Origin of the sequence: Flavobacterium sp. DSR3-2 (assembly GCF_049896525.1) — a bacterium.
GTDB lineage: Bacteria > Bacteroidota > Bacteroidia > Flavobacteriales > Flavobacteriaceae > Flavobacterium.
On record NZ_JAFCUM010000007.1, the window covers coordinates 98,110 to 112,613 of the forward strand.

Genomic DNA, 14,504 nt, shown 5'->3' on the forward strand with positions numbered 1-14,504 from the left:
TATACTATAAAGCTCCCTAACTATTTACTTTTCTCCCGCAAATTCTCCCAGTACCATTGCACCGCTGCTCGCAATCCTTCTTGCATAGAATATTTTGGATCGTATCCAAGCAACGTTTTCGCTTTCTCAATACTGGCCAAGGAATGCGGAATATCTCCTGCTCGGTTTGGACCATATTCAATAGCAACATTTCCTATTTTTGGATCTTGTTCGGATAAAAATTCTTTCAAATAATCCACCAAATTATTCAACGTATTTCTATCGCCATAAGCCGTATTATAGACAGTATTAATTGCCTCCGGATTTTGGGTCAACATTGCCAATTCATTCATTTGAATGACATTATCAATATAAGTAAAATCACGGGAATAATTTCCATCCCCATTTATTCTTGGACTTTCGTGCTGCATGAACTGCATCACAAATTTCGGTATAACGGCAGCATAAGCGCCATTAGGATCCTGCTTTTTTCCAAAAACATTAAAATAACGCAGACCAATAGTTTCTAAACCATACGTTTTACTAAAAATTTCTGCATACAACTCGTTCACATATTTCGTAATAGCATACGGAGATAGCGGTTTCCCAATCACATTTTCAACCTTGGGCAAAGCTTCTGAATCCCCGTAAGTCGAAGAACTTGCAGCGTACACGAAACGTTTTACTTTCTCGTCTTTTGCCGCCACCAACATATTCAAAAATCCGGAAACATTCACATCATTCGTGGTAGCCGGATCATTTATAGACCGTGGCACCGAACCTAAAGCCGCTTGATGCAAAACATAATCTACTCCTTTTACTGCAGTGGCACAATCTATTGCGTTCCGAATATCGCCTTCAATCAAAGAAAAATTGGGATGATTTATAAAATCTTTTAAATTATGCCTGTGACCTGTGGCAAAATTATCTAAACAAACCACTTTATACCCTTTTGACAAAAAATAATCACAAAGATTAGAACCTATGAATCCCGCCCCTCCAGTAATTAAAATCGCTTTTTGTATTTGCTCTTTCATTTCGTTTTGTCTTAAAAACTAGCTGTTACTTAGTTGGTTTTTTTAATATTTTTTGGGCTACCTTTTGGTATATGCTCTTTGGTTTTTCCTCTTCATAATAGCCATTCGCATACGTTCCGTACCCATATCCATAACCGTATCCATACCCATAACCCGTTCCGTATTTAGCTTTATTTTCCAAACCATTTAAGATAATGCTGGTATTGTTTAACTCCCCACGTTTCACTCGATTGTTCAATAAAGTAATCATATCCTTTTTAGTGAAATTCTGTCTGACAATGTAAAGCGTCACATCGGAGTATTGTGCCAATTCTAACGCATCAGAAACCAAACCAACAGGCGGCGTATCCAATATAATATAATCGTACTTTTTCTTCAATTCTTCAATTAATTCTTTCATGCCCTCACTCAAGATCATTTCAGCCGGATTCGGCGGAATAGGTCCTGATAAAATAACATCCAAATAAGGAATATGGGTATGATTTATAATCTCATCAACTGTTTTTTGTTTAATTAAATAATTAACTACCCCTACTTCATTGGATAAGTTAAACTCTGAAGCTAACCTAGGTTTTCTTAAATCCAACCCGATAACTACTGTTTTCTTTTCACTTAAAGCAAAAACTGTCGCAATATTTATCGAACAAAACGTCTTCCCTTCACCACTCACCGAAGAGGTAATCATCAAAGTCTTAGCACCATCTACATTTTGCTGCTTATATAAAAACTGAAGCGAGGAACGAATCGCTCTGAAGGATTCCGATAAAGCAGATTTAGGTTTGTCATAAACAGCTAAATTCGTATGCTCCCTATTGACACCAACGACTCCAATCAATGGTATTTTTGTCATTTTGCTGATATCTTCCGTATTTTGAATCGAGTTATTAATAAAGAAAACGGCAAAAACAAAAATCAACGGAAACAAAATTCCCAGAAATAATGCCAAAACATAATTAACAGAAGTTTTTGGACCAATTAATCCTCCTCCAACATCTTTTGCAGGATCAATAAAATGAACGTCTGACAAATTCGCTGCTTTCACAATATCCGCTTCGCTTCTTTTTTGAAGGAAGGTGCTGTAAATATTATCGCTTAAATCATACTTCCTCTTAATCTTAATAAGCTCTTGTTGATCCTCAGGAAGTTGTTTTATGGTACTTTCAGTTTCATTTATTTTACTGCTGACCATAGCTAAATCATACTGCAAAGCTGATTTGGCGGTAGCTATATTTTCTAAAAGTACATTTTTAACGGCTTCCATTTGATTGTCAAAATCCTTGAAAATCTTATCGCTTTTTACAGCATAAGCCATTTCAGATCTTTGGGTAGATAACGCAATTAATTTAGAAACATTGACAACGATATTTGGATCTTCGATTCCCGCTACAGATGGAGCAGGAAGTTTAGCATAATTCACGCTGTTTTTCAGGTACGCCTTTAAAGAATTGTAATACGCCATTTTACGATTAACCTCATCTTTTTTGACATCGAATTCTAAAATCTTTTCTGAAAATTTAGCGCCACCTTCCTCAATATCATAGATGTTTTTACCTTTTCTAAAAGTTTTCAGCTCATTCCCGGTTTCCTTTAATTGGGATTCCATCGTAACCAATGTACTGTCAATAAAAGCAATTGTATTGGTTGCAAATTGATTCTTACTATCTAATTGTCTTTTAATAAGCATTTTAACAGTCGAATTCAAATACTCAACCATTCTTGCTTTATTGGTTCCTTGCATTCCTAAAGTGATTATGGAACCACCTTTATCATCTGATTGCACACTTATCCCTTTGTATCCGGATACTGTTCCGTTAAAATCATTGAACTGCACAAAATACTCATTCCCTTTATAAAAACCAGGATTATCATTTATTTGTAATTTCCAATTCAAAAAAGGTAACGAGACTTGCTGCCCTACTTTATATTTTTTAACAAATTCACCGGTTTCAACGCCGGTGTTACTATAAGAATTATTGGAATACGTAACTATTGAAACGCTTGGATTCTCAAATGGAATTCTGATTTCATATTCACTTTCACTTAAAAACTTGATTCCAATAAGTGTTCCCGCAAGTTGTCCTTTGGATTTATCAATATTTACAGTAAAAGGAACAGCGCCATAAGCGTCGACCAAATTATATTTGCCTTGAGTCAAATAGCTAATGTAATATTGTAGCTTATCTACTACCAATTCATTATGAGAACGGGATTGTAATGTTGTAGAAATAGTCTGAACCTGATCCGAAGTACCGCCCCAATTAAAAACCAAACTCGTATTTGACGTAAAAAGAGGATTGCTCTCTTCCTTTACAGCAATAAGCGTTTCCATACCGTAGATTTTTTCTTTACGAATATTAACTTGATATGCAACCGTAAAAGTGATTAGCAAACTGAGTAAAAACCACTTCCAGTAACTTCCGATTTTTATTAAAAACCCTTTAAAGTCAAAGCTGACTTGATTTTCGAAAATCGAAAAATCTTTTATATCTAACATATTTAAATCGCGATTTTTAATTTTTTAATAGTAAGAAAGTCGTTGTGGCTAAAGAAAGCAAAGTAATAATAGTTCCCAGCGATTCTATACCTGTTTTTCCGGTGCCCCAAGTTTTCTGTTTGAGCGGTTTTATATAAACATAATCATTAGGCTGCAAGTAAAAATAAGGCGATTTCATCACCTTTACATCGGTAAGATCTAAATCATGCATTTCAACTCCCGTTGGTGTTTTCCGCATGATTGTCACTGCTTTTCTATCCCCTGTGATGGTGATATCTCCAGCATTAGCAATAGCTTCCATAATATTTACGTGTTCCTGAAATAATGTTTTTGTTCCTGGACCGCCTATTTCGCCATTGATTGTATAACGAAAACCTGCCAATTTTACAGTCACAAAAATATTTGCTTCCTTATTAAAATATTCCGCTAATAATTGCTTCTCTAATCGTATTCTGACTTCATCCAGCGTGTAACCAATCACATTCAAATCTCCCAAAACAGGAACTCTTATATTCCCGTGATCGTCCACAGTAAATCCATCAAAATACAACCCCGACTCAGATTTTCCTGCTGCAGCACCTTCATTCGAAGGGCTAAAAATAGCGACTAACTTCGGATCTATCGCTTTTATAGTAATACTCAAAACGTCATTAATTTGCAATCTATACGGCTTTGTTTCTATCGCTGCAATTGTGGCTTCCGCTTCTGAGCTATCTTTTTTCTGAAGATAAATTAAATCTTTGGTAGGTATACAAGATGAAAGCAACACACTAATAATTAACAACAAATAGAGTACGAATTTGCTCATTTTCAATATTTTTTAAGCGACAAATATAGCTTTTCATTTACGATTTAAAAAGTATCGCTATTCTTTAAATGGATTAATTATTTTTAAAAGACTTTTCAAACGGAACTCTTTGCAAAATACTCCTTCCCAAGGTAACTTCATCCGCATATTCCAGTTCATCGCCTACCGAAATTCCTCTAGCGATTGTTGATATTATTATTTCACAATCGGCAATTTGTTTGTAGATGTAAAAATTAGTCGTATCCCCCTCCATCGTGGAACTTAAAGCAAAAATAATCTCGTTGACACTTCCTGATTTTACTTTTTCGACTAAAGTTGTAATATTCAACTGACTGGGGCCAACGCCGTCAATGGGAGAAATTTTACCTCCCAAAACATGGTAAATACCCCTAAACTGACCTGTATTTTCGATTGCCATAACATCGCGAATATCCTCCACAACGCAAATAATTTGATAATTTCTGGTTTTGTTAGCGCAAATTTCGCACATCACGCTGTCCGAAATATTATGACAACTGCTACAATACTTAATATCTTCACGCATAGCGATCAAGGCTTGCGACAGAAATCCTGTTTGCTCTTTGGGTTGTTTCAATAAATGCAATACCAATCGCAGTGCAGTCCTTTTACCAATTCCTGGCAGCTGAGACATTTCGTTAACTGCTTTTTCTATTAATTTTGAAGAAAATTCCATAAAAACAAAAGTAGTTAATTTGTCCCAATCGTTAAGGATAGATATTTTGAAAATTTGAGGATTATTTATGTAATTTGGTCAAAAACAATTTTCATATAATATGACTCCATTCGCCATTCTGTCGCTAATTGTAATCTACTTCGGAATTCTTTTTTTGATTTCGTATTTTGTAAGCAGAAAAGACAGCGGAAATGATGCTTTTTTTAAAGCCAATAAAAATTCAAAATGGTATTTAGTTGCTTTTGGAATGATTGGAACGGCGCTTTCGGGAGTGACTTTTATTTCGGTACCGGGAGAAGTAGGTTCTCCAAATGGGGAGCAATTCAAATATTTTCAATTTGTTCTCGGTAATGCGATTGGTTTCGTTATTATTGCAAAAGTACTGCTGCCGTTGTATTATCGGATGAATTTAACTTCTATTTACGGTTACATCGAGCAACGATTAGGAATGTATTCTTATAAAACGGCCGCAACCATTTTCCTGATTAGCAGAACAATTGGGTCTGCATTTAGATTGTATCTTGTTGTTATTGTTTTGCAACGCTTTGTTTTTGACTTTTACGGAATCCCGTTTGCAGTTACGGTATTAATTTCGCTGGCTTTGATATTTGCGTACACGTATCGAGGCGGATTGAAAACGATTATAATTACCGATACTTTACAAACATTTTTCTTAGTTTCATCTGTTTTTTTGACGATTTTCTTTATTTGCAGAAGTTTAAACTTAAATGTTTTCGAAGCATTTGGAGCAGTAAAAAACAGCAATTATTCTAAGGTATTCTTTTTTGAAGATTTTGTATCAAGTAAGTTTCATTTTATAAAACAAATTCTGGGAGGAATCTTTGTAACCATTGCCATGGTGGGCTTGGATCAGGATTTAATGCAGAAAAACCTGAGTTGCAAAAACATTGGCGAAGCCCAAAAAAACATGTTTACGTTCACTGGAATATTTGTAGGTATCAATATCTTTTTCCTCAGCGTAGGTGCTTTACTTTATATTTATGCGGCTAAAAACGGAATAGAAGTTCCTACCGATTTAATTACCGGAAAACCCAGAACCGATTTACTTTTCCCAGAAATTGCGTTTAACCATTTGACACTGATTCCATCCGTAATTTTCTTGTTGGGATTAACAGCCGCCACATTTGCAACAACGGATTCTGCCTTGACAGCGTTGACAACTTCGTTTTGTGTTGATTTTTTAGGAATGGATAAAATAGAAAATCTAAACAAGCCAAACGTAGTTCGAAACAGACATCTTGTACATATTGCCTTTTCGTTTTTAATGTTTCTGGTGATTATTTTCTTTAATGCTATTAATGACAGCTCTGTAGTGGGAATGATTTTTAGAGTTGCATCTTATACGTATGGTCCGCTTTTAGGATTGTATTGTTTTGGATTGTTTGTAAAATCAAAAACCGTCAAAGACAAATTTGTTCCAATCGTTTGCTTATTGTCTCCAGCGCTGACGTACTTTATCAGCGAAAATTCGAAGACTTTATTTGGAGGATATGTTTTCGATAACGAATTGATTATCGTAAACGGACTGATCACTTTTCTTGGATTGTTGTTGATTAGCAAACCTGCAATTATGGATACAAGATTTTAAGATATTTTATGGAGCTGTCTTTTTAAATCTCAAATTTCTTGCGCCCTAGCCTTGATAGAAATGGAAATCCTTTTGATAAAAAACAGTAATTTTTTCTTATAAAAAAAGAGCGACCAACGGAAGCTCTTGATTTATTTAGAAAAATACTGTTTTGTTCAAAAGATTGAAATGGATAGCAGGAAAAGCTTCAAAAAACTAATACTGATTGGTAGCTAACAAGACTAACGTGCAAGCTACTTCTACTTTAATATCATTTAGTTTCAACAATTGGTAAAATTCCGGATTCTCAGTTCCTGGATTGAAAATAACACGTTTAGGTTTAGCCTCGACGATATAATTGTAATAATCGCGCTGACGTGTAGGGTTTAAATATAGGGTAACGGTATCGATGTTTTTTAATGGAATGGCTTTTGTCTGGATTTTCACACCGGCAACTTCGCCTGCATTTTGGCCTAATGCGAGAACGGAATGCCCTTTTTCTACTAACATATTCACGGCTTTAAAGGCGTAGCGTTCTGGTTTAGTCGTCGCTCCAAGAACCAATGTTTTTTTATTCTTCATGATTTTCTCTGATTGTATTTGGCAAAAGTAATCAAAAAGGTTTACCCGTTTGATAATTTTAAGCTTTAGTTGTAGCAGCAATAAAAAACATTGCCCTAACATTAAAAAACAAAAAAAGAGTATTTTTACACCCTTAAAAATAAAATATGGATCTTTTTATTTACCTGTTTGTTGCCCTCTTTTCTGTTTTAAACCCCATAGGTACTGTTCCTATTTTTGTGGGACTTACACAACATGACACTAAAAAAGAGCGTTCCCGAATTTCTTTGTGGACAGCAATAAATGTATTTATCATTCTTATTGTCTCATTTTTTATCGGGCAATATGTATTACTTTTTTTTGGAATCAGTATTGATGCTCTCCGGATAGCGGGTGGAATTATTATTGTAAGTTCCGGTTTTTCTTTACTTTCGGGAAAATTCACTAAGAAACGAGGTATTAACAAAAAAGCAGAAACTGACGCGCAACAAAGAAACGACATTGCTTTGACTCCGCTTGCAATCCCGATGCTAGCGGGCCCTGGCTCTATTTCTTTGCTTATTGCTTTTTATCAGGAACACAATACGACTATGGAGATAATTATCTCTTCCATTGCTATTCTTGCCATTGCTGTTACAATATTTATCATTCTTAAAAGTGCTCATTATTTAGCAAAAATACTAGGAGCTTCGGGAATTGTTGCTATTTCAAGAATTGTAGGTTTCATTGTAATTGCGATAGGAATACAATATATCGTAAGCGCCATCATCAATATTATAAAAGGAAATCTCTCTTAAATTAAAGCAATAAAAAAACCGGATAAGATTTAGAATCGTATCCGGTCTTTTCTATTTCCTTGGCAAGAAAATCTCTGCCATCATACATCTGGCGCTTCCTCCGCCACAAGCTTCGATAGTATCCAAACTTGAACTCAAAATTTCAGCATGTTTTTCTAATTGTTCTATTTGTTTTGGCGTTAAACTTTGATGTGCAGCTGCACTCATAACCAAATACCGTTTATCATTTGCTCCACGAACTTCAAGCATATTACCCGCAAAATTATTCATTTGGGCTTCGGTAATCAAAATGATTTCTTTTCCATTTTCTTTCAGATTGTCCAGAACCATTTTGCGTTCTTTTTTATCATCGATACAATCCGAGCAAATTACCGCAAAAGTATCTCCCAAGCACATCATCACATTGGTATGGTAAATCAGTTTTCGTTCTGAATCAACCGTTTGAAAAGCTTCAAAAATCACTGGTGCATAATCAAAATCCTCGCAGAATTCTATAAATAATTCCTCATCCGCTCTGGGAGATAATGCGCAATATGCTTTGGCATTGGCTCTGTCCAAAAGTAAACTTCCTGTTCCTTCCAAGAAAAATCCATCTTCTTCAGCGGAAGTGTAATCTATAATATTATGAATTACGAAACCTTTTTCTTCCAATAAATCTAAAATTTCTTCACGACGTTCGTGACGACGATTTTCAGCAAACATAGGATATAAAGCTACGTCACCATTCTCGTGAAAAGAAATCCAGTTGTTTGGAAAAATACTGTCAGGAGTATTTGGATCCAGCGTATCATCAACAACAGTAACATCAACACCAACTGCTGTCAGTTTCTCGACAAAAGCATCAAATTCTTGTTGCGCTTTGGCATTTACCGTTGCCGGCAAAAGTCCGTCTAATACTTTTTGATAATAATTATTTACTGCCGTTTGTTCGTTCATTCTAAACGCCAACGGGCGAATCATCAATATAGAATTTGTGGTTTGTTTCATGATTTTTTAATTTTTATTTTATTGCCGAGACGCATTGCAGTGCGTCTTTACTAAATTAATCTCTTATTAAAGGTAAGGTAGAACATCGTAACAATCCTTCTTGTTTTGCGATTTCTGAATATGGAATTTCTTCCACAACAAAACTGTTTGCACGCAACCAATTGTTAAGTCGTGTAAAATTTCTTTCTGAAACAACAACATCAGTGTCAATAGAAAAAACATTAGAATTCATGTCATACATTTCGTCTCTGGTAATATGAAATAGGTTTTCTTTTCCAAAAAGGTTTACCAAAAATAAATAATCGGCTTCTTCTCGGAATCCGTTTTTGTAGATAATCCCTTTGTCATTCCCCACCGGCTGAAAACAACAATCCAAATGCAACGCATTGTCACGAGCTTCAATTGTAGATTTTACCAAATCAATTTCTTTTACAATTTTATTTGGGAATAAATCTTTAATGTATTGAACACCTGCCATGTTTGTTCGAGCCGTAATATAATCGTTGTAGTCACTTCCTTTGTAAGTTCCAATAAAAATATAATCGTTCCACAACATCACATCACCACCTTCGATGTGAACTTCCTCTGGAGGGCGCGCCACTTTTTTGGGGTTAATTTGGTCAATTATATATTGGATAGCATCTAATTCTCTTTCTCTATCCGGCAAAATATTCGATTTGACAAAAGTGTCATCAATTACAAAACCAATATCTCTAGTAAATATCTGATTATAATTTTTAATCATTACGGGACGATAAACGGTCACATTATACTTTTTTAATACGGTATTAAATGCTTCCATTTCATTCACCATGTCATGCTCCTGAGGATAGGTTCCTGCTAAAATATGTTCTAATGATTTAGGATCATACGCTTCTTCAACCGTCGGCGTAGGTCCATTATTGATGGCTGAACCTAAAACTACAGCTCGGAGTTTCGAAGTTTCATTCTTTATATTTAACTCTAACATGTATTTTTAGCTTTTGGCAAATATAAAAAAAGCTTCACAAATTAGTGAAGCTTTTGAACTGATTTTATCTTTTATCTGTTGGTACAAAATCCCTTAAAGGGTGACCTGTATAGATTTGTCTTGGCCTTCCGATAGGCTCCTTATTTTCACGCATTTCTTTCCATTGTGCTATCCAACCCGGTAAACGGCCTATGGCAAACATTACTGTAAACATATCAGTAGGAATTCCTAAAGCTCTGTAAATAATTCCAGAATAGAAATCTACATTAGGATATAAATTTCTTGACTTAAAATATTCATCTTCTAAAGCTGCTTCTTCTAATTTTTTAGCAATTGCAAGAATTGGATCTTCAACTCCTAAAGTTGCCAAAACTTCATTAGCTGCTTTTTTGATGATTTTTGCTCTTGGATCAAAATTCTTATAGACTCTGTGACCAAATCCCATCAATCTAAAAGGATCATTTTTGTCTTTGGCTTTAGCCATGTATTTATCAGCATCCCCCCCATTTCTGTGGATTTCTTCTAACATTTCAAGAACTGCTTGATTTGCTCCTCCGTGAAGTGGTCCCCAAAGTGCAGAAACTCCAGCAGATATTGAAGCAAATAATCCTGCGTGAGAAGATCCTACCATTCTAACTGTAGAAGTTGAACAGTTTTGCTCATGATCTCCGTGAAGAATAAACAATTTATCCAATGCATCTATAACGACAGGATTTGCAGTGTATGGTTGTGTAGGTAATTCAAACATTAAACGCATGAAGTTTTCTACATAACCTTTTGTATTATCGTAATAATTTAAAGGATAACCCATGCTTTTTCTGTACGTCCAAGTTGCAATAACAAGGAATTTACCCATAGTTTTACACACTGCCTCGTACATTTCTTTCTCATTATCAACATTTACCGATTTAGGGTTGAATGCTGTTAATGCACTTGTCAAAGCAGCTAAAACACCCATTGGATGCGCTGTTTTAGGAAAACCATCAATGATGTTTTTCATTTCTTCATTGACCAATGTGTATTTTCTGATATCCGTTTCAAATTGCGCTAACTGCTCAACAGTTGGCAATTCTCCAAAAATTAAAAGGTAAGATACTTCCAGAAAATCTGCTTTGTCTGCTAAATCTTCAATCGAATATCCTCTGTAACGAAGAATTCCTAATTCTCCATCTAAAAAAGTGATGTCACTTTTACAAGAGCCTGAATTTTTATACCCAGGATCCAATGTTATTATACCGGATAAATCACGTAATTTGTTAATATCGATGGCAACTTCATTTTCACTTCCTACAATTATAGGCAGTTCAATTTTCTTCCCATCAATTTCTAATGTTGCTGTTTTTGACATAATATAATTGAAAATAAACTTTTAAAATAATAATTTCTCAAATCTAAGGAATTAAACACTAATTAAAAAGAGAATAACACAATGAAATTGTTAAATATTACAAAAAAAAGCCACTCACGCAAGGCGAATGGCTTTCTGTAAAAAGATCGTAAGAATTTATTTTATTTTAAAAGCAGCCTTACCAGGGAAATACGCTGAATTCCCTAATTCCTCTTCAATTCTCAATAATTGATTGTATTTTGCCATACGATCAGAACGAGAAGCAGAACCAGTTTTAATTTGACCACAGTTCAAAGCTACTGCTAAATCTGCAATTGTGTTATCTTCTGTCTCTCCAGAACGGTGTGACATAACTGAAGTATAACCTGCATTTTTAGCCATATTAACTGCTGCAATAGTTTCAGTCAAAGTTCCAATTTGGTTTACTTTGATAAGAATTGAATTCGCAATTCCTTTTTCGATACCAGTAGACAAACGCTCCACATTAGTAACAAATAAATCATCTCCAACTAATTGCACTTTATCACCAATTCTTTCCGTAAGCAATTTCCATCCATCCCAGTCATTCTCATCCATTCCATCTTCAATAGAAATGATAGGATATTTTGCTGCTAATTGCGTTAAATACTCCACTTGCTCTTCAGAAGATCTAATTTTACCTGTTTCTCCTTCAAATTTAGTGTAATCGTATTTTCCATTTACATAAAATTCTGCAGCAGCACAATCTAAAGCAATCATGATTTCGTCTCCAAAAGTATAACCAGCAGTTTCAACCGCTTTTTTGATTGTGTCCAAAGCATCTTCTGTTCCTCCAGCAAGATTTGGTGCAAAACCTCCTTCATCACCCACAGCAGTAGAAAGACCTCTGTCGTGTAATACTTTTTTCAAACTATGAAAAATTTCAGTTCCCATTTGCATTGCGTGTGAAAACGAAGTTGCTTTCACCGGGAAAATCATAAATTCTTGAAACGCAATAGGCGCATCAGAATGGGAACCTCCGTTTATAATATTCATCATTGGCACTGGTAATGTATTCGCCGAAACACCACCTACGTATCTGTATAAAGGCAATCCCAATTCATTAGCAGCCGCTTTGGCTACAGCCAATGAAACTCCTAAAATTGCATTTGCTCCTAAGTTTGATTTATTTGGGGTACCATCTAAATCGATCATCGTTTGGTCAATCAGATTTTGTTCGAAAACAGAAACTCCAACAAGTTCTTCAGAAATAATGGTATTTACATTTTTCACTGCATTCAAAACTCCTTTTCCAAGAAATGCTTTTCCTCCATCACGTAATTCTACTGCTTCATGTTCACCGGTTGACGCTCCAGATGGTACTGCGGCTCTTCCTAAAACTCCATTGTCCGTAATTACATCTACCTCAATTGTAGGATTTCCTCTTGAATCAAAAATTTGTCTTGCGTGAATTTTGATAATTATACTCATAATACTAAATTTTTTAAATTTTGAAATACAAATATATTCTATCTTTTGGAATCATTTTATGAAAATAATGAATGTTATTAACGAAAACGTTATAATTTTTTTACAAACAAAACATTTCTGTTTTTTTAGAATTTATTTTTACTTAATCTGTTATTTTTTTCTTTTCCACTCAAATAAAATTACAAAAGCAATAATCCATGCAATTCAATTGAAAAAATTACATGTAATTAAAGAACAAGTAAACAATTAAATAAGCAAAAGCATAACCACTTGTTTATAAGATGTTTATTTAAAATGTTGTATTTTTTATTTAGCTATAAATCCATTTTATTGGACTATCGATTAGATAGTATTATGCATTTTCTATTTATAAAATAAAATGTGATTAAACCGGTAAAAAACTCAAAAAATGCAATAAATTATAATAAAATCATTGCAGTGCTGAATAAAACTTCCTTAATATTGGAAAATTCAAAAGATTTAAGACCATCCCTCAACTACATCGGAGAGGCAAAACATGTTTTGTTGGGGGTGGCATCACGTGAAACACTGGAATATTATACTTGGAATGCAAAAATTACACAACGACTCGTTTAAGAAAGAGGATTCTTTTTTGTAGGAGTTGAAGGTGAAAGGCCGGATCGCTATCGCTTGTACCGGTTTGAATAAGGATATTTAGATTTCAGAAAAGACATTCTTAGCGTTATGAATGAATTGAAAAGCTAGCCAGCCTAAATGTGGACTAATTGGGAAGTAGCATCTTTTATAGATTTGCTGAAGAGCTACAATGAAAATTTATCCACCAATAAAAGAATTGGGTTTAACGGTTTAGACGTTTATAGTTTCAAAGAGTCTATCCATCCATAGTGCAATATTTAGAGAAAAATGAAATAAAAGCACTTGCAGTAACAAAAAAAGCGATGGAATGCTTTAAGTCCTTTGGTAAACATGGAGGACAATCACATGCGAAGGCATCCTTTTTTGTTCCGGAACTATATCAAAAAGAAATCCTAAACTTGCTGAACGTTATCGTAAAAAATATTCCCAATTTTAACCAACGGGCAAAAAATGAGTTAAGAAACGAATAAATGAATACGTTACCAGAAACGCAGATAAATATTATCGCGCCCTGATTAATACAGGATAGGATTCTTGGAATTTTCGTGACGTGCATGTGGTTTCAATCATTGATCCTCTGATGAAATTTCAAGGAAAAGATTTAAAAAATTATAGTTTGGGAACTCATCATGCACAATGGTGATGCACGACCTACAGATATGGCATCGGAGTGAACGATCAATGTAGGACGACTATTAAGAGAACGATATGAAACCGTCACAGTTGTTGCAGGAGCATTTGGATTATTTCAGTGAAGTGCTGTTTCCAGAAGAGAATGGGGCGATTCTATGCGAAAAATAAAAATTCCACAAGCTATCGATGCAAGCTGGGAAGATGCCTTTAACGTAGCTAATAACGACCAAAACAGATTATTACTGATGAATAAAATAATGAGAAAAAAAAGTTTTTTTTCAACAATAGACCAACGTGCAATTGGCGTGGTTTACGATACAGAACACGAAAGATATGTAAATTATGTTCCTCAATATTTCCAGAGAGAAATGATGCATTCATTTTTATATATGAAACACATGAACTAAATTCCATAAATATTGGTTTAGTGAAAATCAAAAATCTAAAAACTACCCTTTCGGTATGTAAATTAAAAAACAAAAAAAAAGTTTGACTATAAATTAAGTCAAACCCTCTTTCGTTACATTCGTGTCGAGAACAT

At 34.6% G+C, this 14,504-nt stretch carries 12 protein-coding genes and 1 pseudogene; 4 read left to right on the forward strand and 9 right to left on the reverse strand.

The features are described 5' to 3' along the window. Positions 1-20 precede the first annotated feature (20 nt). From ACP7AV_RS10125 to recR, 4 genes are all read right to left on the reverse strand, one after another. Positions 21-1,016 (reverse strand): SDR family oxidoreductase, encoded by a 996-nt coding sequence (locus tag ACP7AV_RS10125; protein ID WP_426091869.1) that lies wholly within the window; start codon positions 1,014-1,016, stop codon positions 21-23. Between the two features lie 25 nt (positions 1,017-1,041). Next, on the reverse strand, positions 1,042-3,510 hold the full coding sequence (locus ACP7AV_RS10130; protein ID WP_426091870.1) for a polysaccharide biosynthesis tyrosine autokinase: 2,469 nt from the start codon (positions 3,508-3,510) through the stop codon (positions 1,042-1,044). A gap of 16 nt (positions 3,511-3,526) precedes the next feature. Beyond that, positions 3,527-4,318 (reverse strand): polysaccharide biosynthesis/export family protein, encoded by a 792-nt coding sequence (locus ACP7AV_RS10135; protein ID WP_426091871.1) that lies wholly within the window; start codon positions 4,316-4,318, stop codon positions 3,527-3,529. A 73-nt stretch (positions 4,319-4,391) separates the two neighbouring features. Next, the gene (recR, locus tag ACP7AV_RS10140) at positions 4,392-5,012 is read right to left on the reverse strand and encodes a recombination mediator RecR (protein ID WP_426091872.1); all 621 of its coding nucleotides are present in this window, start codon (positions 5,010-5,012) and stop codon (positions 4,392-4,394) included. Between the two features lie 100 nt (positions 5,013-5,112). On the opposite strand from recR, the gene ACP7AV_RS10145 reads away from it, so the two are divergent. Further along, the gene (locus ACP7AV_RS10145; protein WP_426091873.1) at positions 5,113-6,621 is read left to right on the forward strand and encodes a sodium:solute symporter; all 1,509 of its coding nucleotides are present in this window, start codon (positions 5,113-5,115) and stop codon (positions 6,619-6,621) included. Positions 6,622-6,816: 195 nt separating this feature from the next. Here the strand turns inward: ACP7AV_RS10145 and ACP7AV_RS10150 are convergent, their stop codons facing one another. After that, the gene (locus ACP7AV_RS10150; protein WP_091173917.1) at positions 6,817-7,182 is read right to left on the reverse strand and encodes a CoA-binding protein; all 366 of its coding nucleotides are present in this window, start codon (positions 7,180-7,182) and stop codon (positions 6,817-6,819) included. A 146-nt stretch (positions 7,183-7,328) separates the two neighbouring features. On the opposite strand from ACP7AV_RS10150, the gene ACP7AV_RS10155 reads away from it, so the two are divergent. Then, positions 7,329-7,958, forward strand: coding sequence for a MarC family NAAT transporter (locus ACP7AV_RS10155; protein WP_091203649.1), 630 nt, complete (start codon positions 7,329-7,331; stop codon positions 7,956-7,958). A 51-nt stretch (positions 7,959-8,009) separates the two neighbouring features. Here the strand turns inward: ACP7AV_RS10155 and ctlX are convergent, their stop codons facing one another. From ctlX to eno, 4 genes are all read right to left on the reverse strand, one after another. Beyond that, positions 8,010-8,945, reverse strand: coding sequence for a citrulline utilization hydrolase CtlX (ctlX, locus tag ACP7AV_RS10160; protein ID WP_426091874.1), 936 nt, complete (start codon positions 8,943-8,945; stop codon positions 8,010-8,012). 55 nt (positions 8,946-9,000) lie between these two features. Continuing rightward, the gene (locus ACP7AV_RS10165; RefSeq protein ID WP_426091875.1) at positions 9,001-9,915 is read right to left on the reverse strand and encodes a dimethylarginine dimethylaminohydrolase family protein; all 915 of its coding nucleotides are present in this window, start codon (positions 9,913-9,915) and stop codon (positions 9,001-9,003) included. Between the two features lie 64 nt (positions 9,916-9,979). Next, on the reverse strand, positions 9,980-11,263 hold the full coding sequence (locus tag ACP7AV_RS10170) for a citrate synthase (RefSeq protein WP_426091876.1): 1,284 nt from the start codon (positions 11,261-11,263) through the stop codon (positions 9,980-9,982). Between the two features lie 156 nt (positions 11,264-11,419). Next, positions 11,420-12,712 carry a phosphopyruvate hydratase gene (gene eno / locus ACP7AV_RS10175; RefSeq protein ID WP_426063444.1) on the reverse strand — a complete coding sequence of 431 codons (1,293 nt, stop codon included), beginning with the start codon at positions 12,710-12,712 and terminating at the stop codon, positions 11,420-11,422. Between the two features lie 735 nt (positions 12,713-13,447). Between eno and ACP7AV_RS10180 the strand changes: the two genes are divergently transcribed. Together ACP7AV_RS10180 and ACP7AV_RS10185 are read left to right on the forward strand one after the other, a co-directional pair. After that, positions 13,448-13,579: an erythromycin esterase family protein gene (locus tag ACP7AV_RS10180; protein ID WP_426091877.1), complete on the forward strand. Its 132-nt coding sequence runs from the start codon at positions 13,448-13,450 to the stop codon at positions 13,577-13,579. Positions 13,580-14,109: 530 nt separating this feature from the next. Beyond that, a pseudogene (locus tag ACP7AV_RS10185) lies at positions 14,110-14,370 on the forward strand (erythromycin esterase family protein); the annotation flags it as partial. Positions 14,371-14,504 lie beyond the last annotated feature (134 nt).

Excerpts from the sequence above, each read along its gene's own strand:
- ctlX (WP_426091874.1), bottom strand. The coding sequence starts at position 8,945 with ATGAAACAAACCACAAATTCTATATTGATGATTCGCCCGTTGGCGTTT.
- ACP7AV_RS10165 (WP_426091875.1), bottom strand. The coding sequence starts at position 9,915 with ATGTTAGAGTTAAATATAAAGAATGAAACTTCGAAACTCCGAGCTGTA.
- ACP7AV_RS10150 (WP_091173917.1), bottom strand. The coding sequence starts at position 7,182 with ATGAAGAATAAAAAAACATTGGTTCTTGGAGCGACGACTAAACCAGAA.
- ACP7AV_RS10135 (WP_426091871.1), bottom strand. The coding sequence starts at position 4,318 with ATGAGCAAATTCGTACTCTATTTGTTGTTAATTATTAGTGTGTTGCTT.
- ACP7AV_RS10180 (WP_426091877.1), top strand. The coding sequence starts at position 13,448 with ATGTGGACTAATTGGGAAGTAGCATCTTTTATAGATTTGCTGAAGAGC.
- ACP7AV_RS10155 (WP_091203649.1), top strand. The coding sequence starts at position 7,329 with ATGGATCTTTTTATTTACCTGTTTGTTGCCCTCTTTTCTGTTTTAAAC.
- ACP7AV_RS10125 (WP_426091869.1), bottom strand. The coding sequence starts at position 1,016 with ATGAAAGAGCAAATACAAAAAGCGATTTTAATTACTGGAGGGGCGGGA.
- ACP7AV_RS10130 (WP_426091870.1), bottom strand. The coding sequence starts at position 3,510 with ATGTTAGATATAAAAGATTTTTCGATTTTCGAAAATCAAGTCAGCTTT.
- ACP7AV_RS10170 (WP_426091876.1), bottom strand. The coding sequence starts at position 11,263 with ATGTCAAAAACAGCAACATTAGAAATTGATGGGAAGAAAATTGAACTG.
- eno (WP_426063444.1), bottom strand. The coding sequence starts at position 12,712 with ATGAGTATAATTATCAAAATTCACGCAAGACAAATTTTTGATTCAAGA.
- ACP7AV_RS10145 (WP_426091873.1), top strand. The coding sequence starts at position 5,113 with ATGACTCCATTCGCCATTCTGTCGCTAATTGTAATCTACTTCGGAATT.
- recR (WP_426091872.1), bottom strand. The coding sequence starts at position 5,012 with ATGGAATTTTCTTCAAAATTAATAGAAAAAGCAGTTAACGAAATGTCT.